Origin of the sequence: Qipengyuania sp. Mu-71 (assembly GCF_036867055.1) — a bacterium.
Lineage (GTDB): Bacteria > Pseudomonadota > Alphaproteobacteria > Sphingomonadales > Sphingomonadaceae > Qipengyuania > Qipengyuania profunda.
In genome coordinates this window covers 131,947-157,949 of record NZ_JBAJHR010000001.1, presented here as the reverse complement: position 1 = coordinate 157,949, position 26,003 = coordinate 131,947, and the positions used below count along the sequence as shown (strand labels likewise).

18 protein-coding genes and 1 riboswitch are annotated in these 26,003 nt (G+C 62.2%); of the genes, 9 read left to right on the top strand and 9 right to left on the bottom strand.

The annotated features are described in order from the left end of the window. Positions 1-270: 270 nt before the first annotated feature. Positions 271-939: a DUF5343 domain-containing protein gene (locus V6B15_RS00700; protein ID WP_334199653.1), complete on the top strand. Its 669-nt coding sequence runs from the start codon at positions 271-273 to the stop codon at positions 937-939. Beyond that, on the top strand, positions 926-1,405 hold the full coding sequence (locus V6B15_RS00695) for a TIGR02391 family protein (RefSeq protein ID WP_334199652.1): 480 nt from the start codon (positions 926-928) through the stop codon (positions 1,403-1,405). Before V6B15_RS00700 ends, V6B15_RS00695 begins: the two co-directional genes overlap by 14 nt. A 183-nt stretch (positions 1,406-1,588) precedes the next feature. On the opposite strand, the gene V6B15_RS00690 is transcribed toward V6B15_RS00695, so the two are convergent. From V6B15_RS00690 to V6B15_RS00680, 3 genes are read right to left on the bottom strand one after another with little or no spacing between them, the layout of a single operon-like run. Continuing rightward, positions 1,589-1,924: a hypothetical protein gene (locus tag V6B15_RS00690; RefSeq protein WP_334199651.1), complete on the bottom strand. Its 336-nt coding sequence runs from the start codon at positions 1,922-1,924 to the stop codon at positions 1,589-1,591. A 46-nt stretch (positions 1,925-1,970) separates the two neighbouring features. Then, positions 1,971-3,878 (bottom strand): phosphomethylpyrimidine synthase ThiC, encoded by a 1,908-nt coding sequence (gene thiC / locus V6B15_RS00685; protein ID WP_334199650.1) that lies wholly within the window; start codon positions 3,876-3,878, stop codon positions 1,971-1,973. A 34-nt stretch (positions 3,879-3,912) separates the two neighbouring features. Next, entirely contained in the window at positions 3,913-4,311 is a 399-nt protein-coding gene (locus tag V6B15_RS00680) for a hypothetical protein (protein WP_320181569.1), read from the bottom strand. Positions 4,312-4,349: 38 nt separating this feature from the next. Continuing rightward, positions 4,350-4,458: riboswitch (TPP riboswitch) on the bottom strand. 143 nt (positions 4,459-4,601) lie between these two features. Between V6B15_RS00680 and V6B15_RS00675 the strand changes: the two genes are divergently transcribed. Genes V6B15_RS00675 through V6B15_RS00660 form a run of 4 tightly spaced genes read left to right on the top strand, consistent with a single transcriptional unit; the run spans position 4,602 to position 10,701 of the window. Then, positions 4,602-6,707 carry a TonB-dependent siderophore receptor gene (locus V6B15_RS00675; RefSeq protein WP_334199649.1) on the top strand — a complete coding sequence of 702 codons (2,106 nt, stop codon included), beginning with the start codon at positions 4,602-4,604 and terminating at the stop codon, positions 6,705-6,707. Beyond that, positions 6,707-7,282 carry a hypothetical protein gene (locus tag V6B15_RS00670; RefSeq protein WP_334199648.1) on the top strand — a complete coding sequence of 192 codons (576 nt, stop codon included), beginning with the start codon at positions 6,707-6,709 and terminating at the stop codon, positions 7,280-7,282. Before V6B15_RS00675 ends, V6B15_RS00670 begins: the two co-directional genes overlap by 1 nt. Then, positions 7,279-8,595 (top strand): PepSY-associated TM helix domain-containing protein, encoded by a 1,317-nt coding sequence (locus tag V6B15_RS00665; RefSeq protein WP_334199647.1) that lies wholly within the window; start codon positions 7,279-7,281, stop codon positions 8,593-8,595. Before V6B15_RS00670 ends, V6B15_RS00665 begins: the two co-directional genes overlap by 4 nt. 51 nt (positions 8,596-8,646) lie before the next feature. Further along, the gene (locus tag V6B15_RS00660) at positions 8,647-10,701 is read left to right on the top strand and encodes a S9 family peptidase (RefSeq protein ID WP_334199646.1); all 2,055 of its coding nucleotides are present in this window, start codon (positions 8,647-8,649) and stop codon (positions 10,699-10,701) included. Between the two features lie 70 nt (positions 10,702-10,771). Here the strand turns inward: V6B15_RS00660 and V6B15_RS00655 are convergent, their stop codons facing one another. The 5 genes from V6B15_RS00655 to V6B15_RS15020 form a co-directional block, all read right to left on the bottom strand. Beyond that, entirely contained in the window at positions 10,772-12,544 is a 1,773-nt protein-coding gene (locus V6B15_RS00655; RefSeq protein WP_334199645.1) for a DUF885 domain-containing protein, read from the bottom strand. Between the two features lie 10 nt (positions 12,545-12,554). After that, the gene (locus V6B15_RS00650) at positions 12,555-14,330 is read right to left on the bottom strand and encodes a DUF885 domain-containing protein (RefSeq protein WP_334199644.1); all 1,776 of its coding nucleotides are present in this window, start codon (positions 14,328-14,330) and stop codon (positions 12,555-12,557) included. A gap of 101 nt (positions 14,331-14,431) precedes the next feature. After that, positions 14,432-16,234, bottom strand: a complete 1,803-nt coding sequence (locus V6B15_RS00645; RefSeq protein WP_334199643.1) for a flavin-containing monooxygenase — start codon at positions 16,232-16,234, stop codon at positions 14,432-14,434. A gap of 409 nt (positions 16,235-16,643) precedes the next feature. Further along, positions 16,644-17,543 carry an MlaD family protein gene (locus V6B15_RS00640; protein WP_082850750.1) on the bottom strand — a complete coding sequence of 300 codons (900 nt, stop codon included), beginning with the start codon at positions 17,541-17,543 and terminating at the stop codon, positions 16,644-16,646. Between the two features lie 23 nt (positions 17,544-17,566). Then, complete coding sequence (locus V6B15_RS15020; protein ID WP_225082872.1) at positions 17,567-18,043, bottom strand: MarR family transcriptional regulator; 477 nt, start codon at positions 18,041-18,043, stop codon at positions 17,567-17,569. 177 nt (positions 18,044-18,220) lie between these two features. Between V6B15_RS15020 and V6B15_RS00630 the strand changes: the two genes are divergently transcribed. From V6B15_RS00630 to V6B15_RS00620, 3 genes are read left to right on the top strand one after another with little or no spacing between them, the layout of a single operon-like run. Continuing rightward, the gene (locus V6B15_RS00630) at positions 18,221-19,348 is read left to right on the top strand and encodes an HlyD family secretion protein (RefSeq protein WP_063511170.1); all 1,128 of its coding nucleotides are present in this window, start codon (positions 18,221-18,223) and stop codon (positions 19,346-19,348) included. 3 nt (positions 19,349-19,351) lie between these two features. Next, a complete protein-coding gene (locus V6B15_RS00625; RefSeq protein WP_006834177.1) occupies positions 19,352-20,905 on the top strand; it encodes a DHA2 family efflux MFS transporter permease subunit in 1,554 nt (517 codons plus the stop codon). 37 nt (positions 20,906-20,942) lie between these two features. Next, the gene (locus tag V6B15_RS00620) at positions 20,943-22,430 is read left to right on the top strand and encodes an efflux transporter outer membrane subunit (RefSeq protein ID WP_006834178.1); all 1,488 of its coding nucleotides are present in this window, start codon (positions 20,943-20,945) and stop codon (positions 22,428-22,430) included. A 440-nt stretch (positions 22,431-22,870) separates the two neighbouring features. Here V6B15_RS00620 and V6B15_RS00615 read toward each other — a convergent pair whose 3' ends face one another. Then, the gene (locus V6B15_RS00615) at positions 22,871-25,807 is read right to left on the bottom strand and encodes a TonB-dependent receptor (RefSeq protein WP_006834179.1); all 2,937 of its coding nucleotides are present in this window, start codon (positions 25,805-25,807) and stop codon (positions 22,871-22,873) included. Positions 25,808-26,003: the final 196 nt, after the last annotated feature.

Below are 26,003 nucleotides of genomic sequence, written 5' to 3'. Positions count from 1 at the left end.
AGGTGCCGGTGGAACCGGTCGGCCAGTTCGGCCTCGGTGAGGTTGGTCATCCCGTCCTCCCAGCGAAAGCTGGGATCTGGCTGAAACGAAGCGCAAGGCTGAAGGAGATCCCAGCATGATTATTGGTTTTTGTGATCTTAAGCAGCTTATTCATCCAAGCATCGAAGCATTGGCGCCCAATCCTCCAAAATTCAGTTGTGGAGCTAAGATTTCGGTGGGTTGACCAATCCCGCGACACAAGATGATCTGGTCCAGAAACAGGGGCATTCTATGGCTTATCCATACATTCCAAGTGGTGGATTGATTCAAACTGCGTTTAACCAGTTCAGGAAATCTTTCCCTTCTAAAGTAGACTCAGGCACATTAAAGAAGCTTGGTATTGCATCGAGCAATGAGGGCGCCTTGATAAACATATTGAAGTTTATCGGTGTACTTACTGAACAAAACGACAAAACACCCGAAGGAACTAAGCTTTTTACTCAACATGCAGATGAAGACTTTCAGGACGAATTAGCCTCCCTGATTAAGTCTGCTTATGAAGAGCTTTTTGAACTTCGCGGGGATGATGCGTGGAAACTCGACCGGGATGCGCTGATTTCGTTCTTTCGTGGAGCGGATGAAACGAGTGCGGTGACAGGCGGCCGACAGGCGCTGACATTTCAGATTTTGGCGGCGTTAGCTGGTCACAGGAATGAAACTGTGACGTCGCGTGCTTCGTCCGGTCCAAGACAGGCGCGCGCTACCAAACCAAAGTTGAACAAAAAGAATGAGCCTGACCCGCGGGAGGCGTCTCGCATGACGTTCCCTCAATCAGAACAGAACAAAACCTTCGGTCTATCCGTAAGGGTCGAAATCAATCTTCCCGCGAACGCTTCCGCATCGACTTACGACAATATCTTCAAAAGCATTCGTAAGAACCTTCTGAATGACGACGATTGATCTTTTCGAAAGAATTACCCGCCGTGCCGGATTGCATACGCAGGAGCGCTTGAATCCAAGCGGAGAGCTTCACCCCTTCGAGGAACGTAACATTCACGAAGCGATGCCTCCTAAAATCCGCAAACTTTTTGACGACGCTCATTACGCGCAGGCCACGTTCGAAGCTGCAAAATTTTTGGATAAGCATGTAGCTAAAAAATCTGGCTTAAAGAAATCTGGCGCGAGTTTGATGCAAGAAGCTTTTAAAGAAGCAAACCCCACCATTCCTTTGAATGCTCTTAGTGCCACAAGCGAATGTGATGAGCAGAAGGGATACCAGTGGATTTTCACTGGTTCAGTATGGGCTATTCGGAATCCCCGAGGTCATGAATTCGACATCCAAGATGACCAAAATACTTGTCTCGATCATTTATCGTTTTTGTCGATGCTAATGCGTCGATTGCAAAAAGCAGGCTATGGATTCTAGCTGCCTGTTATGCTCTGCTCCCAATCGTTTACCCCCTTTTTCAGCATGCTTCGTACGTCTTCTTTACGCCCGCGCGCGCTTCCTCCGACTCTGCGGCGCTCGTCTCGCGATTGATGTTCTCGCTCGCGAGGTAGGTACCCGAACTCGGCCTCGCCCCGCAGCAACGTGCTTCCCACGCGATCGTCACTCCGCGCGTTCCCCGCCCGCAAGCCGTAGGTGTTCGTCGACGCTGCGGCGCATTTCGCTGGCTTGCAGCTGGAGCGCCTTGCCGCTTAGGCGGATCTCGCGGCTTTGCTGGAAGAAGCCGAGCACCAGCCACAGGAAGGCGAGCGGGCTGGACACCCCGCCGAGGAAATCGCCCAGCTCATTGAGCCGGAGGTCGGCGGGGTTCTGGCCCTGCACGAACAGGTAGAGCGCCACACCGCTGACATAGAGCGCCGAGAGGAGCAGCCCGACCAGCGGCAGGCGGCGGCGTTCGCGCCGGTCGTCCAATATCGCATCGGTATCGACTTCGGCCATGGCGCTCCCTTCTGTGTGGCCCCCGTGGGGCAGCTCGTGCGGCAGCCTATTGCGCCGGGCCCACCCCGTCCACTTCGTCTTCGGGAAGGTAGAGCTGCTCGCCCTTCTCGCGGTACACTTCGCTCATCTTCTCCATGCCCGCACGCGCTTCCTCGGCCTCTGCGGCGGAGGTCTCGCGCTTGATGTTCTCGCTCGCGAGATAGCTGTCCGAGTTCTGCTTCGCGGCAAACTCCCGCACTTCCTGCGTGATCTTCATGCTGCAGAACTTGGGGCCGCACATCGAGCAGAAGTGGGCGGTCTTGGCGCCTTCGGCGGGGAGCGTTTGGTCGTGGTACTGCTCGGCCGTGTCGGGGTCGAGGCTGAGGTTGAACTGGTCGCGCCAGCGGAAATCGAAGCGCGCCTTGGAGAGCGCGTCGTCGCGGACCTTGGCGGCGGGGTGGCCCTTGGCGAGATCGGCGGCGTGCGCGGCGAGCTTGTAGGTCACCACGCCCACCTTCACATCGTCGCGGTCGGGCAGGCCGAGGTGTTCCTTGGGCGTGACGTAGCAGAGCATGGCGGTGCCGTACCAGCCGATCTGCGCGGCGCCGATGCCGCTGGTGATGTGGTCGTAGCCGGGCGCGATATCAGTGACGAGCGGGCCCAATGTGTAGAAGGGCGCTTCGCCGCAGGCCTCGAGCTGCTTGTCCATGTTCTCCTTGATCTTGTGCATCGGTACGTGGCCGGGGCCCTCGATCATCACCTGCACGTCCTGTTCCCAGGCGCGCTTGGTCAGCTCGCCCAGCGTGTAGAGCTCGGCAAACTGGGCTTCGTCATTGGCGTCGGCGATGCTGCCGGGGCGCAGGCCGTCGCCGAGGCTGTAGGCGATGTCATAGGCCTTCATGATCTCGGTGATCTCGTCGAAGCGCTCGTAGAGGAAACTCTCCTTGTGATGCGCGAGGCACCATTTCGCCATGATCGAGCCGCCGCGGCTGACGATGCCGGTGACGCGCTTGGCGGTCATCGGGACATAGGGCAGGCGCACGCCCGCGTGGATGGTGAAATAGTCGACGCCCTGTTCGGCCTGTTCGATCAGCGTGTCGCGGAAGACCTCCCAGGTGAGGTCCTCGGCAATGCCGCCGACCTTTTCGAGCGCCTGGTAGATCGGCACGGTGCCGATGGGGACGGGGCTGTTGCGGATGATCCATTCGCGCGTGTCGTGGATGTTGCGGCCGGTGGAGAGGTCCATGACGGTGTCCGCGCCCCAGCGGATCGACCAGACCATCTTGTCGACTTCTGCCGCGACATCCGATGCGACGGCCGAATTGCCGATATTGGCGTTGATCTTGACGAGGAAGTTGCGCCCGATCGCCATGGGTTCGGTTTCGGGGTGGTTGATGTTGTTGGGGATGATCGCGCGGCCGCGGGCGATCTCGTCGCGGACGAATTCGGGCGTGACATATTCGGGGATCTCGGCGCCCCATGAATTGCCGTCGAGTTCTCGGCGCACTTGTTCGCGGCCCAAATTCTCGCGCTCGGCGACATATTCCATCTCGGGCGTGATGATCCCGCGGCGGGCATAGTGCATCTGGCTGACGTTCATGCCGGGCTTGGCGCGCAGCACTTTTTTGGCGACATTGGGGAAGGCGGGGACGCCGCCCGACCGGTCGGGGCCGAGTTGGCCGTTATCCTCGGGCTTTACCTCGCGCGCGGTGTATTCCTCGACATCGCCGCGGGCCATGATCCATTCGCGGCGTTTCTGTTCGAGGCCGGCGCGGATGTCGATCGTGGCATCGGGGTCGGTATAGGGGCCGGAGGTGTCGTAGACGCGCACGCTGGGCTCGCCGCCCTCGAGGTCGATCTCGCGCATGGCGACGCGCACGCCGCTGCCGCTTTTCGCGCCGATCTGGACCTTGCGGCTGCCGCGGATCGGGCCGGTGGTCACCCCGATGTCGAATTTGCTGTTGATGTCGGCCATGAAATGGACCTTCCTTGGAAAAGAGCGGGAAGTGTTAGAGGCGCAGCAGCGCGACGACGATGAGCGCCGCGCCGAGCAGGAGCGAGAGACCGGCCCAGAGCCGGTTGGCAGCGCCCATCAGGCGCCGCGCGAAAGCGAGGAAATTGTCGCCAAAGGCGAGGATCAGCGCGCCTTCGACGACCATCCCGCCGCCGATGACGGTGACCAGCACCGCGAGCCAGTCGCCCGGCCGCCAGGGCGAGACGAGGTAGATCGCGGCGCCAAGGCCGAGACAGACGATGCCGGTGAGAAAGCGCAGGCCCAGGTCGCGTTCGAAATGCGCGACCATCCCTACCCAGCCGCCCGGATGGCGGAGTTCGCCGATCGCGGCGCTGGCGGAATAGAGCCCGATAAACAGGGCGATCCAGGCGGGAATATCGATACCGTCGGCCATGCGAAATCTCTCCTCGCGACGGATGGAGAGCAGGGCCCTGCACGGGTACCGCCCACTCCCTCCGCCGATGCTAATCGGTTCAGGTTCGACGGGTCGGGCGGTGCTACGCGCCCCTCTCAGCCTGAGCAGGCTCCCCGGGGATGGCGCTGTTGTAGGCGTGTTCGCGCGCCGCGTCCAGCGAGGGAAAAATACCGCATCCGCCAGTTTATTTGCAAATGATTCTCACTAGCCTTGACTCCTGCGACTAATTCGCAATAGCGGCGCGAAAAGTTCAGATGAGGAAATCGTTCATGCCCACCACTTCCCCCGCCGCGCGCCTGCTCGCCTGCACCGCGCTTGCTCCCTGCCTGTTCGCCGCCGCGCCCGCGCTCGCCGACGAGGCCATGGACAGCGCCGCTGCCGCCCCCGGCATCGTCGTGCTGGGCGAACGCGATGAGGACCCGCCGCGCAGCGCGACCAAGCTGCCGCTGGAGGTGATCGACACGCCGCAATCGGTCTCGGTCATCGGGCAGGACCTGATCGAGGACTTCGGCTTCGACGAGATCAACGATGCGCTGGCGGTGGTCCCGGGGATCAATGTCGAACAGGTCGAAACCGACCGCACCTATTACACCGCGCGCGGCTTCGACATCAGCTGGCTGATGGTCGACGGGCTGGCCACGCCCAATGTCTACGGCCCCACCAGCGGCGCGCTCGACACGGTGTTCTACCAGCGGGTCGAAGTCGTGCGCGGTGCCAATGCGCTGCTGTCGGGGATTGGCAATCCGGCGGGCACGATCAATTTCGTCCGCCGCCGCCCGACCGGCGAAACCGGCGGTTCGGCCGCGCTCAGCTATGGGTCATGGGACACGATCCGCGGCGAGGCCGACCTCGACATCGCGCTGGACGAAACCGGCAGCTGGGGCCTGCGCGCCACCGGGGCGATCACGACGGGCGATTCGCACCTGCGCGACTACACCTCGGACCGCTATGCCGGGCAGCTGGTCCTGGCGGGCGAGATTACCCCGACGCTGTCGCTCGCGATGGGCTATTCGCACCAGCAGAACAATGCCGACAACGTGCTGTGGGGCGCGCTGCCGCTATTGTTCACCGATGGCACGCCGACCGACTATCCCGCCGGCACCTCGACCACGCAGGACTGGACCTACTGGGACACCACCAACACCCGCGGCTTTGCCGAAGTGGCGTGGAACCTCGCGCAGGACTGGACGCTCAGGACGGTGCTGACGCGGCAGGACACCTCCAGCGATTCCGAGCTGTTCTATGTCTATGGCACCCCCGATCGCGAGACCGGGCTGGGGCTGCTCGGCTATCCCGGCGCCTACCAGTACGACACCGGGGGCTGGGTTTCGGATACCGAGCTGAGTGGGCGCTTCGGTGCCTTCGGGCGCGAACACGATTTGGCCGTGGGCGTGCAATATAGCGACACCAGCTTCGGCTATCTCGGGCGCCAGGCCCCCTTCACCGATCCCGCCTGGGGCCCGCTTCCCGCGCTGCCCGACTGGAGTGGCGAGGAAGTCGGCCGTCCCGCCTATGGCGCGGCGCAGGTCGATGCCGATTTCGATTACCGCATGTGGCGCGCCTTTGCCGCGACGCGGCTCGAACTCACCGACCGGCTGAGCGTGATCGGCGGCGCCAATTACATCGATGTCGAATCCGAGGGCATCAGCTACGGAGTCGACTTCGGCCGCAGCGAGAGCGCGCTGAGCCCGTTCGCCGGCGTGACCTTCGAGGCGATCGACGGGGTCAATCTCTACGCCAGCTATTCGGACATCTTCCTGCCCCAGCACGAAACCGGGACCGACTATGCCCCGCTGGGCGCGGCCAAGGGCGAAAGCATGGAAATCGGCCTCAAAGCGCAGACGGCCGACGGGGCGCTGCTCGGCACGGTGGCGCTGTTCCGTGCAGAGCAGTCGAACCTCGCCGAATCCGCCGGGCTCGATCCGGCCACCGGCCAGACGCTCTACAATGGCATCGACGTGATCAGCGAAGGCGTCGAGTTCGAGATTACCGGACGTCTGGCCGAGGGGCTGCTGCTGCAGGCGGGCCTGACGCATCTCTCGCTCGAGGATGGCAATGACGGCAAGGTGCGCACCTATGTCCCGCGCACCACCGCCGATATCGCGCTGCGCTGGCAGCCGACCACACGGCTGTCGCTGGGCGCGGTGCTGGGCTGGCAGGACGATGTCTATCTCGACACCGCGCTGGGCCGGATCGAACAGGACGCCTATGCCACGCTGCAATTGCAGGCCGGCTACCAGCTGACCGACAATCTCGAACTGCAGGCGAATATCGCCAATGTCGCGGACGAGAAATACCTCACCAGCCTCTATTGGGAGCAGGCCTATTACGCCGCGCCGCGCAATTACACGCTGACGCTGCGGGGTAGCTTCTGATGGCAGGGGACGGCGCACTCTGGCTCGGTTGCGTGCTTGCTGCGGCGGGCGTGGCCGGATTGCGCCTGTCCTGGGGGCGCAGGGGCAAATCGCCCGCGCTTAGCGCGCTCGGCTGGACGGCGCTTGCCGCGGGCTGCGTGGGCGCGGGGATGGCAAGCGGCGCATGGGGTGTTGCCATCGCCGCGCTGGTCGCCACCGCGATAGCCTGCCTGTTGCTTACCCATGCGGCATTCGAACGGCCGCGTACGCCGCGCCGCGCCGCCGAGCCCGAAAGCGCGGCCGCCGCAACTGCGCCGGGCGACTGGCACCGCGGCGTAATCACCTTCGCGCTGACCGGGCCGCTCGCGCTGGCGGTGGCGGTCGTACTCACGCTGGGGATACGTGCCGCAGCGCTCGACTGGCCGGTGGCGGAGGCGGATGCCAATGTCATGGTGCTGGCGCTGGTCCCGCTGTTCTGGCCGCTGCTCGCCTTCGCCATGCTGATGGCCGAAAGCCGGCGCCCGCAAATCGCGATGCTAATCGTGCCACTGATCGCCGCATCGCTGCCACTGCTTGCCATGGGGAGCCGGCCATGACCGCGCTGTTTTCGAAAGATACCGTCCGCCGGGGCATCGCGGCGCATTCGGCGATCGGGCTGGTCTGCTGCGCGCTGCTCTATCTCATCTGCGTCAGCGGCACCGCGATCGTGCTGTACGAGGAATGGCAGCGGCTCGAACAACCAAGCGCGCCCGAGATGGAGAGCATCGCGCCGCAGGCGGTCGAGCGCGCCATTGCCAATGTGGCGGCCACCGAAGCCGGACAGACGCCGACCACACATCTCTATGTCCATATGCCCACCGAAGCACTGCCGCGCACGACGGTCACCACCGATACGCAGGCGGTGCATGTCGATGCGCAAGGCGCCATCGCCGCGCCCGAGGAAAACGCCTGGGCTGAATTCCTGCTCGGGCTGCATTACACGCTCAACCTGCCCCCGGTGCTGGGGATGACGCTGGTCGGCATGTTCGGCGCGATGATCGTCGCGCTCGCAGTGTCGGGCATTGTCGCGCATCCGCGGATCTTCCGCGACGCCTTCCGCCTGCGGGCGCGGCGCAAGGACGATGTCGCCACGCTCGACTGGCACAACCGGCTGGCGGTGTGGACACTGCCCTTCGCGCTGGTGATCGCGCTGACCGGGGCGATGATCGGCCTGTTCTATGTCTCCGGCGCCAGCCTTGCCGAAACCGCTTATGACGGCGACGGCGATGCAGCGCTGGCACCGGTGTTCGGTGCCGAGCCCGAGGGGGACGCGGCCCCCGCCCCGCTCCCCCGTGTCGCACCCGTGCTGGACTATATGGACCGCGAATACCCCGGGGTGCGCGTGTCCTATCTGATCCTCCACGATCCCGGGACGCGCGGCCAGCATGTCCAGGTGGTCGGCGAGCATGAGCGGCGGCTGATCTTCGGCGAATATTACGCCTTCGCGGCGGATGGCAGCTTCAAGGGCACCGCCGGGCTTGCCGATGGCGAAACCGGCCAGCAATTTGCCGCGTCGATCTACAAGCTGCATTTCGGCAATTACGGCGGTCTGCCGGTGAAGATCGCCTATATCGTCTTCGGCATCGCGCTCAGCGTAGTGGTCACGACGGGGACCTTCATCTGGCTCAACAAGCAGGCGCGCAAGGGCCGCCCGCGTCCCGTGATCCGCGCAGGCTGGTGGGGCGTGACGATCGGTGTGCCGGTTGCGATCCTCGCAACGCTGCTGGCCCGCCTGACCCTGGGCAATGGGGCGCCCTTCGCCGCGATATTCTGGCTGGTAACGCTCGCCATAGTGGGCGGAGCGATCCTGCGCTCGCGCCAAGCGGGGCGGCGCGGGGCGCTCGCCCCCACACGCGGATTTGCCCCCTAGCGCAGCATCGGTATAGCGGCCCTCACCATTTCCAGGAGAGGATTGCCAACCATGACCCTTCGCGCGCCGCTTACCGCCGCCGCCCTGCTCGCCACCGCCTCGCTCGCCGCACAGGCGCAGGCCCGTCCGATGACGCCGGAAGACGTCGCCCAGCTGGAAAGCGTGGGCACCATCGCGGTCTCGCCCGACGGCAGCCGGATCGCCTACACCACCGCCAGCCTGCCCGATGTGACCGAGGGCGAGGAGAACGGCACCACCCAGCAGCAGCTCAAGCTGGCCTATGGCCCGAGCAACGCCCGCGACTTCCTGCCCGACGACATCAGCGTGTCGGGCGTCACCTTCTCGCCCGATGGCCGCATGGTCAGCTTCACCTGGGCCGACGAGGACGAGAAGACCGCGGTCTGGGGCATCCCCGTCGATGGCGGGGCGCAGCGCAAGCTGGCCGCGGTCGATGGCGCGGCGGTGCGCTCCTACGCCTGGTCGCCCGACGGCAGCACGATCTGGATGCTGGCCGGGGCCGAGGAAGACAAGGCGCGCACGAAGCAGGCCAAGGCCGGGTTCAATTCGGTGGTCTACGAGGAAGAGGCCAAGTTGACGCGGCTGTTTTCCGCGCGGGTCGGTGCCGAGATCGACGCCGAACCCAAGGCGGTCGCGATCCCCGGCTATGTCAGCGCGTTCAAGGTGGCGCCCGATGGCCGCCATGCGGTGGTCGACAGCGCGCCTACCCCGCAGATCGACGATGCCTATACCGCGAAACGCGCGCATGTGCTTGACCTGACCAGTGGCAAGGTGGTGCGCATTGTCGAGACCCCGGGCAAGCTTGGCGATATCGAGATCTCGCCCGATGGTGCGCAGCTGTCGATGATCGCAGGGGTCGATATGAACGACCCGGCGGCGACCACGCTGCATCTGGTCGATGTCGCGACCGGCGCCTATCGCGCGCTCAATGCGGGTGCGCCCGAGGCAGCGGTCGATGCCGAATGGCTCGCCGACGGACGTCTCGCCGCGGTGATCCACAAGGACGCCCAGAGCGCGCTGCGGATCTACAACGGTGATGGCTCGGTCGCGGAGGAGCATGACGGCGGTGCGCTGATCCTCACCAGCGTCGAAGCGGGCGGAGGCACGCTGGCGGTCGAGGCCAACAGCCCGCGCCACCCGGGCGAATTGTTCGTCTGGAACGACGGCGCCTTCCAGCGCTGGACGCAGCACAATGCCTGGCTGTCCGAAATCGATTTCGGCGAGCAGCGCGCCTTCACCTACACCGCGCGCGACGGGCAGGAAGTCGAGGGCGTGCTGATCGAGCCCGTCGGCGGCGCACCGCGCGGCGGCGCTCCGCTGATCCTCAACGTCCACGGCGGCCCCGAAGCGCATGACAGCAATGGCTGGCAGACCGCCTATTCCAAGCCCGGCCAGGTGGCCGCAGGCCAGGGCTATGCGGTGTTCCTGCCCAACTATCGGGGTTCGACCGGCTACGGCACCGCGTTCTCCAAGCAGCACACGGGCAATTACACCGATCCCGAGTTTACCGACCTGGTCGATGCCAAGCGCGCGCTGGTCGCAGCCGGGATCGCCGATGCCGACCGCACCGGCGTGACCGGCGGCTCCTATGGCGGCTATGCCACGGCATGGTCCTCCACCCGCTGGAGCGAGGAATTCGCCGCGGGCGTGATGTTCGTCGGTATTTCGAACCAGGTCAGCAAGTTCGGTACGGGCGACATCCCATACGAGATGTACAATGTGCACAGCGGCAAGTGGCCGTGGGACGACTGGATGGCGATGCTCGAAGTCTCGCCGATCTTCCATGTCGACAAGGCGAGCACCCCGCTGCTGATCATGCATGGCGAGGAAGACACGCGCGTCGACCCGGGCCAGAGCCTCGAGCTGTACCGGGCGATGAAGATCCGCAAGCCCGACGTGCCCGTGCGGCTGGTGTTCTATCCCGGCGAAGGTCACGGCAACCAGAAGGCCGCCGCGCGCTACGATTACAATTTGCGCATGATGCGCTGGTTCGACACCTATCTGAAGACGGGTGACCGCGATGCGCCGCTGCCGGCAGAGCGCCCCGTGCTTCCGGCAGGCACCACCGGTGTTTCCAGCGACGACTGAGCGCCCCGAACGGGCATGAAAAAGGGGCCGCGCGGCATGCCACCGCGCGGCCCCTGTTTTTTGCGCCGGGCTATTTGCCGCCGGCGGCAATCCAGTCGTCGATCTTGGCTTCGAGCACGGTGAGCGGGATATTGCCGCTGTCGAGCACCTGTTCGTGGAAGTGGCGGATGTCGAAATCCTCGCCCAGCGCGGTTTCGGCGCGCGCGCGCAATTCCTTGATCTTCAATTCGCCGATCTTGTAGCCCAGTGCCTGCCCCGGCATGGCGATATAGCGCGCGACCTCGTTCTCCGAATAGTCGCGCGGATTGCCGTTCTCGACCATGTATTCGACCGCCTGTTCGCGGGTCCAGCCGAGCGCGTGGATGCCGGTATCGACCACCAGCCGCACCGCGCGCTTCAATTCGCCATCCTCGAGCGCCTGCAACCGGTCGACCGGATCGTCGTAGAGCCCGAGCTCGTAACCGAGACTTTCGGCATAGAGCGCCCAGCCTTCGCCATAGGCAGTGAACCAGCCGTGCCGCAGCAGGTCGGGCAGGCTTTCGTCCTCGACCGCGAACATCACCTGGAAGTGATGGCCGGGATTGCCTTCGTGCATGTAGAGCCGGACGGACGGGCTCAGTTCGCGCTCGGCGGCGTTCCAGCCGCTAAAATAGAAGGTGCCGGGGCGCGAGCCGTCGGCCTTGCCCGGCTGGTAGGACGCGGCGAGGAAGAACTGCTCGCGATAGGGCTCGTAAGGCTCGATCCGCAGCTCGGTTTCGGGCTGGCGCAGGAATAGCGGGCCGATCGCGGCATCGACCTTCCGGCCGACTTCGTACCATGCTTCCTGCAACGATTCCTTGGTCTTGTAGACCGGCGGGCGGCGGTCGCCGCGCTCCTCGATCGCCTGCTGGCGCGCCTCGTTGATCCGCGCGACTTCGGACAGGCCCAGCCGGTGCACCTCTTCCGCGGTCAGCGGCAGCGTGGTCATCTCGGCGATCCGGTAGGCGTAATAGGCATCGCCGCCGGGTGTCTCGGTGGCGCCGATGCTGGTGCGGGCGTGCGGCAGGTAGCTGTCCGCCAGATAGGCGCGCAGCTTGCGCATTGCCGGGTAGAGCGTGCCTTCGACCGCCGATATCAGCGCGGCGCGCGCCTGCCCCTTCTGCGCTTCGGTGAAGCTTTCGGGTAGCTGGCGCAGCGGTGCGTAATAGGGATTGCTGTCCTCGGGGGCGCCCAGCTGCGTGTCGAGCTGCTCGATCATCAGCTCCACCGTCAGCCGCGGCAGGGTGATGCCCTGCTCCAGCCCCGTATCGAAGCGCGCGATGACATCTTCGACCATCTGTGCATAGGCACCATGCCGTGCGACATTGTCGGCATAGTCTTCAACCGCCGCGAACGGCATCACGCCATCGGGCGCCGACAGGCCGGGATAGGAGCCCTGGATACCCTGGAAATGGTCGATCGGCAGCGCAAGGATGGTCTTGAGAACGTCGGGCTCGGTCGCGGCCAGCGTGCGTTCCTGCGAATAGCGGAAGGTATCATAGGCGATCCGCTCGCTCGCGGTGAGCGCCGCGCGGTCGATCGTCGCGAGCGCAGCAATATCGCACATCGCCGCCGCGCGTTCGGTCTCATAGGCCGCAGGCGAGAAGTCGCCGAGGCTGCCCGCATCGGAAAAGTCGCCGCGATAGAACGCCGCGCGCGGGTTGCGGTCGAGGAAGGCGGCGTCGCTGTCGGCCATCAGCGTGCGCAGACGCTGGCTGTCGCTCTGCGCGGTTTCGACCCGGTCGCAGGCCTGCGCCGCGGGAGCCGCCAGCGCGGCGCCGGCCATAGCCAGCGCCGAGGCGACCTGCAGGACCCTGTGTTCCATGGCCATGCCCTTACTGCCCCCCGCCCGCGACCCAGGCATCGATCTTGGCTTCCAGCACCGGCAGCGGGATATCGCCCGTGTTGAGCACCTGTTCGTGGAAGGCGCGGACGTCGAAATCCTCGCCCAGCGCGGCCTCGGCGCGCGCGCGCAGCTGCTTGATCTTCAATTCGCCGGTCTTGTAGGCCAGCGCCTGCGCGGGCATCACGATATACCGCGCGCTCTCGCTTTCCGCGAAATCGCGCGCTGCGCCATTGGCGACCATATATTCGATCGCCTGCTCTCTGGACCAGCCCAGCGCATGCATGCCGGTGTCGACCACCAGCCGCACCGCGCGCAGCATTTCACCGCCCTCGAGCGCTTTCAGCCGTTCGACCGGATCGTCATAGAGACCCAGTTCGTAGCCGAGGCTCTCGGCGTACAGACCCCAACCCTCGCTGAAGGCAGTGAACCCGCCGTAGCGCATGAATTCGGGCAGGTCCTCGTTCTCGATCGCGAACATCGACTGGAAGTGATGCCCCGGATTGCCTTCGTGCATGTAGAGCGAGATCGAGGTGCCCAGCTCGCGTTCGGCGACATTGTAGCCGCTGAAGTAGAAGGTGCCCGGACGCGACCCGTCGGCCTTGCCCGCCATGTAGCTGGCGGCGAGGCTGAATTTCTCGCGATAGGGTTCGTAAGGCTCGATCCGCAGTTCGGTTTCGGGCTGGCGCAGGAACACCTCGTCCATCAGCGGATCGACCTGCTCGGCCACTTCGTACCACGCGGCCTGGAGGTCGGCCTTGCTGGTGTAGGTGGCCCCGGTGCGGTCACCGGCTTCCGCCTCGGCGGCGTCGATCGCGGCGTTGATCCGCGCGACTTCGGCCAGCCCGGTTTCATGGACCTGCTGTGCGGTCAGCGGCAGCGTGGTGTTCTCTTCGATCCGGTAGGCATAATACGCCTCGCCCCCGGGATTGTCGGTCGCCGCAATGCTAGGCCGTGCCTGCTCGAGATATTCCTCCGCGAGGAAGCTGCGCAGTTTGGCGAGCGCGGGCATCAGCGTGCCGGTCAGCACTGCGCGATGCTCGCCGATCAGGCGCTCGCGTTCGGAGGCGGAGAAGATGTCGGGGAAATTGGCGACCGGCGCCCAATAGGGGCTCTGCTCGATCGGTGCGCCGATCTGCAGATCGAGCTGTTCGATCATCAGTTCGACCGACATGCGCGGCAGCGTGATGCCCTGCGCCGCACCCGTGCGGAACCGTGCGATCGCCTGGTCGATGATCTCCGCCATCGCCCGGTGGCGGCTGAAATTGTTCTCGTAATCCTCCACCGTGTCATAGGGCATCAGCGCGCCGGGCGCGGAAAAGCGCGGATAGAAGACATGCAGCCCGCGGAAATGGTCGATCGGCAGCGCTAGCACGGTGGGCAGCACATCGGGCGCGGTCTGCGCCAGCGTGCGCTGCTGCGTATATTCGAACACGTCGTAGGCGATGCGGTCGGTCTCCCCCAGCGCGGTGCGGTCGATCGTCGCCAGTTCGGCCAGATTGGCCTGCGCCGCCGCGCGGTCCGCGGCATAGCTGGCGGGCGAATAATCGCCCAGCTGGTCGGCATCGGAAAAGTCGCCGCGGAAGAACGCCGCGATCGGATTGCGGTCGAGCATGTCCGCTTCGCTGCGTTCGAACAGGGCGGCGAGCTTGGCGGCCTCCGCCGCATGCGCTTCGGCCTGATGCGAATGCGCCAGCACGGCGGGTGCGGACACGGTGGCGCAGGCAATGGCAAGCGCCGATGCGAGGCGCGCGAAAGTGGTAGTCATGATGTGCAGTCTCCCCTGAGATCGTAGCGCGACGCTAGCCGTGCGGGCAATTGCCGCAAAGCCCCTTCGACAAAGCGTTTTCCCTGACCCGCGAACGGTGTTCAGGCAAACTTCAGCCCTTCGAACGCGCCCGAACGTCGCCATTGGTCGATATGGTTGAAAAATCCCAGCGCGCCCGCCGGATGGCCCAGTGCGAAACGTTCCTGCTCGCCGTAACCCTGCCCTTCGTTGTTGTAATAGCCGGGCGTGCATTCGGTGCTGCCCAGCCGCGCGGCGGGACCCGTCAGCAGGAAGTCGAGCCATTGCTGTTCGGCCTCCGCGCTGGGTTCGACGGCGGCATGCCCCTGCGCCTCGGCATGGGCGACCACCGCCGCCACCGTTTCGGCATGGTCGACGAGGTTGTGCGGGTAATTGGCAATGAAGGCCGCGGCCTGGTTTTGCTGGACGAAGAACAGGTTGGGGAAGCCATGGACATGCAGCCCGTGAAAGCTGCGCATGCCGCCCGCCCAATAGTCCGACAGCAGCCGCCCGCCGCGCCCGGTCACGTCATAGCCCGCGCGTTCGGTGAAATCGGTGCCGACCTCGAACCCCGAGGCATAGACGATGCAATCGACCTCGTACTCCTGCCCATTGGCGACCACGCCCGTGGCGGTGATCCGCTCGACGCCCTTGCCGTCGGTATCGATCAGCTGGGTGTTCTCACGCGTGAAGGCCTGGAGATATTCGTCGTGGAAGCAGGGCCGCTTGCACAGCTGGCGATACCACGCCTTCAATTTCTCGCCCGCATCGCCGCCGACGATGTCCTCGGCGCGCGCACGGATCTCGCCCATCTTCTGGTTATCGGCATCCTCGAAAGCGGCCATGATGCCTTCGGGCGTACGCTGCTCGGGCGGCATGTCGATCACCTGCGCACGGATGCGCTTGCCGAGATCGGTCCAGCCATCGTCGACCAGGTCTTCGGCAGGGAAGCCGATGCCCAGATTGGCAACGAAGTTCTCCTGCCATTTCTTCTGCCAGCCGGGCTCGGCGACCGCGTCGAACCAGTCGCGGGTGAGCGGGCGGTTGTTGCGCTCGTCCACGCTCGACGGCGTGCGCTGGAACACCAGCAGTTCCTTCGCATCGCGCGCGACATTGGGCACCACCTGGACCGCGGTCGCACCCGTGCCGATCACCGCCACGCGCTTGTCCGCCAGCCCGGTCATCGGCTCGCCCTCGGGCGTGCCGCCGGTATAGCCATAGTCCCAGCGGCTGGTGTGGAAGCTCTTGCCTTCGAACAGCTCGATCCCGGGCAGGCCGGGGAGCTTGGCGACATGCAGCGGACCGGTGCCCATGCCGACATATTTGGCCGTGAATTCATCGCCGCGATCGGTGCGCACGATCCACAATTGGCGTGTCTCATCCCATGCGAGATCGGTCACCTGCGTGTGGAACAGCGCGTTGTCGTAGAGACCGTATTGCCGGCCGATGGCGCTGCAGTGGTCGCGGATTTCGGGGGCATGCGCGTATTTCTCGCTCGGCATGTGCCCGGTTTCCTCGAGCAGCGGCATGTAGATCATGCTCGCGGTGTCGCATTGCGCGCCGGGATAGCGGTTCCAGTACCAGGTCCCGCCGAAGTCGCCGCCCTTCTCGACGATGCGATAGTCGGTGATCCCCGCTTCCTTCAGCCGCGCGCCGACGACCAGCCCGGCAAACCCGCCACCGATGAAAGCGAAGGTGACATGATCGGTGACCGGATCGCGCGCCGCGCGCGGGGTATAGGGATCGGCGGCAAGATCGGTGAACTCGCTCTCGAGCCGCTTGTACTGCGCGGCCCCGTCGGTGCGCAGCCGCTTGTCGCGCTCCGCCGCATACCGGCGTCGCAGCGCCTCCTTGTCGATCGTGCCGTCCTTATGGGCCGTAGCCATGTCCCTCTCCCCGCCGCGCCAGTCTCGATTCGCAACCCATCCATCATGTCGCGCAAGGATGAGAACGACAAGGGTGCGGTATCAGGGTGTGCGAGAGGGCGCGCCAGTGGAGCCGATTGGGGGCGATGGCGCGGTGCGGTGATGTCGGGAGAAAAGCAGTGGTGCCAGAAGAGGCATCACATTCGAACTTCTTTTCCGTTTAATTTCTGATGTTTAGATATTTCGGTCAAGCTGAAAAGCCCGCAAAAGGCCCGCAAAATCCCTCTAATGTATTGGTTCGATGCCTTTTTTAGGACTCGGAATTTCAATTTCAAACTTGACCGCGGAGTAGGTCGTTATCCGCTTTGCGCTCCAATCTCCGCTATTCTACGGGCTGCGCGCTCTGCCCGGAAGCAGTCATCCGTTCGGTTTACTTTAAATCATCGATATTCGTTCCAGCTTCTCTTCTTTTTGGCCGATAGTCTGGGAGGGGAGGATTTGATGTAATTCCCTCAACCTGAATATCTTCGATTTTTTCACTGAGAGGAGCAAGTTCGCGACTAAGCTCGCGAAGGTCCGTTTCACCTTCAACCAAAGAATCTTCGACCGCCGGAATGCCACTCCTTATCTGGGAAAGTTTGTTTTCAGCGTTCTGCACCCCCTCCCTGAATTGGCGAAGGCGTCGTTGCGCGATAGCAGAAGCGCTCCGCCCTGAGATCCGCCGATCTGCATCTCGAAGATTATTTCCCCATCCACCAACCCTTTGCCCTAAGTCTAACAATCTTCCTTTTGTTGAGGCCAATCGTTCGTCCCAACCTTCGGCGTCCGATGCGAGTGCGGCCGTCGTGACTCGAAGCCGGACAAGATCGGAGGTGATCACCCGTTGCTTTTCTGGCTCCAGTCCTTCGTTCAGAGCGCGAATGCTATTTGCCACGGTCTCTACAGTGGCGGTCGCATCCCTCCCCAATAGTCCGGTTTCGTCCGCGGCGGGAATGATCTTTTTTCCTGACTTGTCGGTGTAAATGCCCTGACGACCCCGTCGGCCCTCGAGCACGAGCGCAGCCTCTCCAGTTATCAGATCCGTGCTGATTGTCGCTTCAAGGCCGTGGACTTTCGCCGCAGAAGGATCGAGAGTCAGAACAACGACCACGTTTTCCGGTTCATTTTCCGCCAGACGGACCGATGTTACCTGTCCCACAGGGACTCCCGATAGTGTTACAGTCGATCCCGACTGAAGGCCTTCCACGGAGCGATCAAACTTGATCTGATATGTTTCCTGATTTGGTCTGGGATCGATTAGCCACATCGCGAAAGCGATGGTCGTAAGCATCAGAATGCCAACGATCCACGCCACTAGGGAGAAGTTTGCGTTAGTTTCCATCTAGCACGCCGCCAGCGGTTTGTTCGTCCGGCAGAGGGCCGGTGCAATGAAAGTTCGCGTCCCGCATGCTCCATTCGGTTGTCCGCTATAGAACATGACCGAGGTTCGTCCCCTGGCGCAATCGCCACGAGCGGGGCATCCGGGCGCGTCGAATGTGTTTTGGTTTGAGATCGGCCTAGTCCCAACACGGGCGTGATGCCGCCCCGCCCGTGGCGACCGAATATTGCTATGACTTGCGCAAGCCGCGTCCGGTCACTCAAGCGCGAAGGCGTCATGTCTTCCAGGCCGCTGCTGGAGGATGTGATTTCAAGTCTCCTGGCGATGTCCGTCTGGTTCAGGGCAGGAGCTCTGATGAGCTGCGCCAACACACGCCACTGCGTACGATTGAGGCTCAGCGGCTGTGCTCGGTCATCGAATGCCTTGCGCGCGGCGCGGCTGATCTGGTCCATCATGAAGATCGCTCGATCATCGTGGGTGATGACATTGTCGAGTGCGAGAGTGCCCTCATCTTCTGGCATGAGACATTCCTATCGATCGGAGAAAAATAGTAAAGGACTTTCGCATTTTGTTTTGGCCGCTATATCGCTCGCGCAGCGGCTCAAACGATGGCGAGGAGCGAAATAATCATGGCGGACGAGACAGCAGGGGCTAGCGATGAAGGCGCACGTCCGACGGGGTTGTCCAGTCCGCGGGTCCGGCTGGGTCTGCTGATCGCCGGCATTCTGGTCCTGCTCGCCGGGAGCTACTGGTATTACAATCATCAGACGTACGGCAGATTCCAGCAGTCCACCGACAACGCTTATATTGCCGCCGACAGCGTCATCATCTCCCCCAAAATTGCGGGCTACGTCGAGCGCGTATTAGTGACGGAGAATCAAACGGTCGCGTCGGGCGATGCACTTGTCCAGCTGGACGTGCGAGATTATCGTGCCCAAACGAACCAGGTCGAAGCCCAGATCGCCGCGTCGCTCGCCGGAGCAGATACGGTACGCGCCCAGCAACAAGAGCAGGACGCGGCAATTGCCCAGGCCCGTGCACAGCTCGCAGCAGCATCTGCACAGGCTGGTCTCGCTGCTGAGCAGGTTGTCCGGTACCGCCCCCTTGCCGCTTCGGGAGCGGAGCCGCGCGAGAGGCTCGATCAGCTGGAGGCCCAGGCCAGAGAAGCGCAGGCTCAAGTCGCGGCAGCGCGCGCCGCGCTCACGGCGGCACAGCGCCGACAGAACACGCTTAGCGAGCAGATAGACCAGGCCAATTCGCAAGCCAACGCCGCTCGTGCGCAACTCGAGGCCGCCCGTCTGAACCTGTCATCGACCACGCTCCAGGCCAGTATTTCCGGGCGGGTGGGTGACCTCACGGTCCGACCTGGACAATTTGTCCAGCCTGGCCAACGCCTTATGAGCCTCGTACCGACCGACCGCCTCTACGTGACAGCAAATTTCAAGGAAACGCAGCTCGGACTTGTCCGCCCGGGGCAACCCGTCACCTTGGAAATCGACGCGCTGCCGGACCTCGAGCTATTAGGAAGAGTGGAAAGCATCGCCCCCGGGACCGGGGCAGAATTCTCGATCCTACCTCCGCAAAACGCGACGGGTAATTTCACCAAGATCGTTCAGCGCGTCCCGGTGCGCATATCCATTCAGGCTTCGCCCGAGATCCTGCGTCTGCTGGTGCCGGGCATGTCTGTTGTCGCGAGTGTCGATACGCGCGCCGCTAGAGACCAACTCGATTCGATCCGCAACGCGGCCGGAGACTGACCGATGGCAGGCGCCGCTGCAGCGGTTTCGCCGCCGGTCGAAAAGGCCGATGCTACGGCCTGGATCGCCGTAGCCGCCGGTGCGCTGGGGGCGATGCTGGCAACGCTTGACATCTCGATCGTCAATTCGGCGCTGCCGACGATCCAGGGGGAAATCGGCGCGACCGGAACCGAAGGCACCTGGATCGCGACAGCCTTCCTTGTTGCCGAGATCATCATCATCCCTCTGAGCGCGTGGCTGGAAAGACTGCTCGGCCTTCGCACGCTGCTCATCGTCGCGGTTTCTGCCTTCACGGCCTTTTCGGTGTTGTGCGGCATTGCCACCGATCTGACGACGATGATCATCGGTCGCACCGGTCAAGGGTTCATGGGCGGCGCGCTTATTCCAACCGCTATGACCATCGTCGCAAAGCGACTGCCTCCATCGCAACAGCCGATCGGCATGGCGCTCTTCGGAATGACCGTGGTTCTTGGGCCGGTAATGGGCCCGTTGGTGGGGGGCTGGCTTACCGAGAACCTGAGCTGGCACTACGCCTTCTTCGTCAACGTGCCCGTCTGCGCGTTGCTCCTTGCTTTACTATTCATCGGGCTACCCCATGAAAAGCCCGACTGGGTTTACCTGCGCGAGGCTGATTGGGCGGGAATAGCTGGTATGATCCTTGGGTTGGGTGGGCTGACCATCGTTCTGGAAGAAGGCCACCGCGAGGAGTGGTTCGATTCCACGCTGATCGTCCAGCTCACACTGATGACGGTCGTGGGTTTTGCACTTCTGACCTACGGACAGCTTTACGCGCGCAAACCCGTGCTCAAATTGCGCCTGATGCTCAGCAGGCAGTTTGCCAGCGTCGTGGTGATGGCACTGGCGCTTGGCATGGTCATGTATGGCTCGACCTACGTGATCCCGCAATTTCTCGCGATAATTTCCGATTATAATGCCTTGCAGACCGGACTTGTGATCTTCTGGATGGGCGTTCCGGCTTTCCTGTTGATGCCCGTTCTCCCGTTCATGATCCGCAGGATTCACATCCGCATTGCGGTCGGCGCGGGCATGTTCATCATGGCGCTAAGCTGTTTCGTCAGCATAAATCTGACAGCGGAATCGGGAGGTGGAGTGTTCACCGAAAGCCAGTTCCTGCGTGGCATCGGCATGATCCTCACGATGATGTTCCTCAACCAGGCGACGGTAGCTTCGGTTGCCAAGGAGGATGCCGGCGATGCTTCGGGCATCTTCAACGCGGCGCGAAACCTCGGGGGCTCGTTCGCGCTCGCGGGGCTTGCCTCGTTCCAGGATCAGCGCCAGTGGCATCATAGTCGACGCATGGAAGAAACCCTCAACGCTAACAGCCCCCGGCTACAGGAATACCTGGACGGCATGACGGCGTCGCTGGGCAGCCCACAGGCCGCGCTGGAGATGCTTTCCGGCATCATTCAGCGCGATGCGTTCGTGATGACCTACAACGATGTCTTTTTCGCCATGGGCGCGATTACCCTGGTCACGGTGCCGCTGGTACTGTTCCTCAAGCCTCTCCCGAAGAACTTATCCCTTTCGATGCACTGAGAACTCTATGCGCAAGACCCTAACCCTCCTCGCTCCCATGGCGCTCCTCGCGGGTTGCATGTCCGGTCCCGACTATGCCGGTCCCCCGCAACTTGCGACCGCCGCAGGCAATGCGTTCGTACGCGCCGGCCCCGAAATCGATCCGTTTGCGCCGATTGCCGGCGACTGGTGGACGCTGCTCGGCGATCCGGTTCTCAATGAACTGGAGGCGCGCGCGCTGGTCGGCAATCCGGGCGTGGCCGCGGCGCGCGCTCGCATCGAACAGGCAAGGGCTTCTGTCCGCCAGGAGCGCGCCAACCGGCTACCCGCCGTGGCTGCGCAGGCGACTGCGGTCCAGGCGAATATCCCAGGGCTAGATATCGGCAGTGGCCCGCCCCCGGGATCGCCCGGCGCTCCTGCAGACACCGAAGAGCAGGACAGCCTCAGCGTCTACAACGTCGGGCTCAATGCAAACTGGGAGATCGATTTCGCTGGGGGGCAGGCACGGCGTGTCGAGGCCATTAACGCTCAGGCTGCGGCCTCGGTGGCGAACGCCGAGGATGCGAAAGTCCAGCTCGCCGCCGAAATCGCGCGGGCGTATGTGAGCCTGCGAGAAGCGCAAGGGCGGCTCGAGCTTGTCCAGCGAGAGCGCGACTTGCAGCAGCAAATTCTCGAACTGACCTATCAGCGCTATACACAGGGCGCTCTCGCGCTGTTCCCGGTCGGTAACGCGAACGCCGAGCTCGAACTGCTCAAGTCGCAGATCGCGGAAGCTCAAGCGGACATCGATGTATTCAAAGACACGCTCGCGGTGCTGACGGGCGAAGCGCCCGGCGCACTCGACGGGCTCCTGGCGGCTCAGGCCGAAATTCCGCTTCCCCCCGAACGGGTCGCGGTGGGCGATCCCGCAGCGCTAATAGCGCGGCGGCCGGATGTTCGAGCCGCCGAACGCATGCTGGCCGCGGCGAATGCGCGCATTGGCGTGGCAGAGGCTGCTCGCTTCCCCAAGATTTCCTTCATGGGGATTCTCGGTTTGGGCGGATCGGAGCCCGACGACATCCTGGACCCGGGCAACTTATCGGCAATCGCTTTGCCGCGGCTGCAGTGGAACCTGCTTGATTTCGGCCGCACGGCAGCATCGATCGATCAGGCCGAGAGTGCGCGCGACGAGGCCGAAGCGCGCTATCTTGAAGTGGTCCTGGGCGCACTACGCGACGCCGAACAATCGCTTGCTCGGTTCGGGCAACAAAGAGCCAACGTAGCCGCGCTGGCGCAGATCAGTCGGCAGGCCGACACGGCTGCGGAGCTTAACGAGCAACGCCGCGCCGCGGGGGTAATCTCGCAAGGCGAACTCAACACTTCGATCCGCAAGCGCGAACAGGCCAGAGCAAATCTCGATCGGGCGATCGCCGCCATGACAAATGGCTGGATCGCGATCCAGAAGTCGCTTGGGTTGGGATGGGTCGAATTGTCTCGCGACAATCGCACGTCGGTTGAGCCAGCTCCGGTCGATCGAAAATCAGTTATGAAACCTGAACAGAGTTAGGATAAGTTTTCTCAGAAGTCTGCCCCGCAGCCCCTTCCAACTTTTCCTAACGCGTCAGCACCTCGTGCACTACGACCCAATCTTGGATCATAGGGGTCAGCATGTTTCCGCCTTTCGCAGAGTGCGTTTGCCAGTATCACCATCGGATATCCCGATTGCACTATTCGGTGACTCTTCATTGTCGTTTCTATGTAAGGCCTTAAGCTTTCCGCGAGCATCTCGTAGCGACATCAACGAGCGATCGTACAGGCATTTCGAGTGCAGCTCGCATTTGGCCGGTTCGATGACCGCCTCGTCGGTAGGCTTACGAGGCGGTCATCGAGCATTACGCCGCTCTGGAAAAGCTATAAAGTCATGGGTCGAAATACGAACTAGCTGGCACTGTCCGTTCGGGTCGTTGGGAGGACCACCGATCTCCCCGCCAACACGATCTGGACCTGTTAGAAACTGAACCCCAAAGCAACACCATATCTACGAGGATCCAAAGTGTAGATATTGGTAAAATTCCCCGAGGATGCGTCGGTCAAGTACAATCCTGTCACCGAGCTGCTGTCGAAAATGTTCTGAACAAATCCGCGCACGAACCAACGCTCATCCGCACTGTTCAACTGCACGATCGCGTTGGCTTGCACGAATGGCTCGATCCGGTTGACCCTGCCGTTAAAGATATTGCCGTATTGCTCACCAGTCAGCGCTACGTCCACGCGAGGAACCAGAGTCATGCCATTGTCGAAAGTGGCGGTGTACTGCACACCCATCGAAACCTTCATTTCGGGGGCCTGCGGCAACTTGTTCCCTTTTATGTTGACCTCTACGCCAGGGCTTAATACCGCAAGGCCGCTGCCCGCCGGAACGGCTCCGGCCAAGACATCGCAAATGCTGAATGCGCCGCTTGACGCAAGATTGCCGTCATTAGGAAATTCTTCGGGACCACGAAGACCCAGAGCTGCGTTCACTCCGGCCACGAATGCGTCGGCCGCGCCGGGGGCTGGCCCGGTTACGGCACAATTAGCACCGTTGCTAATATCCTTGATGATGACGGCATCAGGATCGCCGCCACCCGGGTCGCGCGGATTGGAGAAGAACTGGTCGCCGGCAACTTCCGCGTTGAGATAACTGAACGTCAAGTTGACAAGCCAATCGGGATCGGGCCGGATAACGGACTCTAGTTCCACACCCCAGATATCGGCATCGATAGTATCATTAACTGAGGTACGGGCGACGATGCGGCTAAGCTGCAACCCGCTATACTTATAGTAGAATGCAGTAGCGTTTAATTGCAGTGCGCCATTCGCAAAGGTATTTTTCGATCCGATTTCAAATGCGTCGATGGTTTCTGATCCGAAGCTTTCAGCCACATCGAAAACGGGCGAAAGGGGCGGGTTGATACCCCCGGATTTATAGCCCCTGGCATAAGATGCGTAAATCGAATTGTCAGGCGTAACTTCGTAGTCGAGCACCGCACGCCCGGTTATTTCATCGAAACCTACTTCTCTAAATTGCGTTAGCTGCTCACCTGGCGTACCAGGATCGGCATCAAAAAGACCAGAGGGACCGGTTAAGGGAGTGATCGGGCTGTCGAACGGCTCCCCGTCATTCGCGTAAGGATTGAGGAAGCTAATCAAGGTCGTGCGCGCAGTCACGTCTTTCTTGTCGTCGTTATACCGCAAACCTCCGGTGAAGGTCAGACGCTCGGTCAGGTCGACGTAGATCTCCCCGAACACACCGAAGCTCTCAAGATTAGCCTCGAGAGAATTGTTGCGGTACATGGATGTTGCGAAGTAGGATGGCGGTGCACCGCCTGCCAAAGTACCAAACGATCCCAGAATGGCACTGGCGTAGTCAAGCGCGAATGAGTTTACATAGTAACTGTTGTCGGTAGTCTTGGACTTTGCATAGATCCCTCCGAGCAGGAAATTGAATGCTCCGTCGAAATCACTGGAAAGGAGGATTTCGCCGCTCCAGGATTCGCGTTGCTCTGAAGACCTGTCGAAGGATAGCGGCGTTTCGCCGCACAATACATTACCTTCGAACGCGCCCCTGTTCCCATCATCGTTATCGGAGGTGCACAATACGCCCCCTGGGCCATTGGGGATGAGAGCCTCCACAATCGGGGTAAAATACGCCGACGAACCTGGCACGAACGCCGGTGCAGGTGCGGGGAGGCCGGTAGGCAAACCGTTGGCCGCGAAGCCGGACAACACGTTCAAGGCCGTAGCAAAGCCGGTACGATCCTGAATGCCCAGAAAGTAGTCCTGCCGGGAATCGACTTCGGTGTCCTGATAAAGACCGGTTGCAGTCAGTGTCATAGCTCCGATGCGCTGCTCGAGACGGGCCTGTAGCTGCACTTCATCGGCAAAATAGAATGGAGTATACGCCGTGTTTACCGTGCGCACATCGTCGGGCTTATCGAATCCTGCAAATGCGTCGGGGCCGTACAGGCTTCCCAATCCCAGTACTGAGGGAATTCCCTGAATAGCGAAGAACTCTTGCGAACTGAGCGTTGCGCCGACTGTGGAATTGGCATTGGTGATGTCAAAGTCGCGGCGATTGTTCAGACAACCCAGCACGCCGAGCGGGTCACGCTGGCAGGCCTGCTTTTGATTACGTAAACGGGTGTCATCTTCCCTGAAATAATATGCCATGAAGTCGAGAGTGGTATCGGCACCGGGTTCAAAACGAAGAGAACCACGAACAGCGTACATGTCTCGGTCGTCGACATCCGAATTGTCGAAAAGGTTTGTGGTGTAACCGTCGCGATTCAGAAAGAATCCGGCTACCCGAACGCCGATAGAATCGCCGATCGGGACATTGACCATCCCTTCGGCCTTGATGCTGTTGTAATTCCCATACTCGAACTCTCCGGCCGCGCCGAAAGAACCGAGGTCAGGCTTGGCTGTCACAAGGTTGACAACACCCGAGGTAGCGTTGCGGCCGAAGAGGGTGCCCTGCGGCCCCCGTAGGACCTCAATTCGCTCAAGGTCAAAATATTCTGTTTCGAACAGCCGGGTACCAAAAAGAGGGGAACCATTGATATGGATAGCCGTCGCTGCGTCACACGTCACACCAACACAAAGATCGCCGATACCACGGATGGTGAAGGACGACCCGGTGAAGTTGCCCTTCGAAAATGAGACGTTCGGGAGCGTCAATTGAAGGTCAGCAGCGTTTTCGATCTGCTGGCTTTCGAGAGCCGTAGCATCGAAGGCACTGACCGCGATCGGCACCTCTTGCAGACTTTGAGATTGGCGTTGGGCCGTAACGATGATTACGGATCCTTGGGGTTCCGCCTCATCAGTTGTGGGATCCTGCGCTAAAGCCATCTGCGGCCAAGCCAAGATGGCCGAAGTGGCGAGCACCATCGCTCTCAGTGTCATATAGCATCCCTTCCCATCTCTTCAGTGCGACGATAATTGGCTCCGCCGCTTACTGCAAAATGGGGCGACCTCGAGGGTCGCCCCTTAGTCTGTGGAGAGGAGAGGGAGAGAATTAGCCCAATCCCCGTCCATGGGCATATACATCCGCGTGATATTAGTAAAGCGCCTTATCTTTTGACCCCATGGGCCACGATCC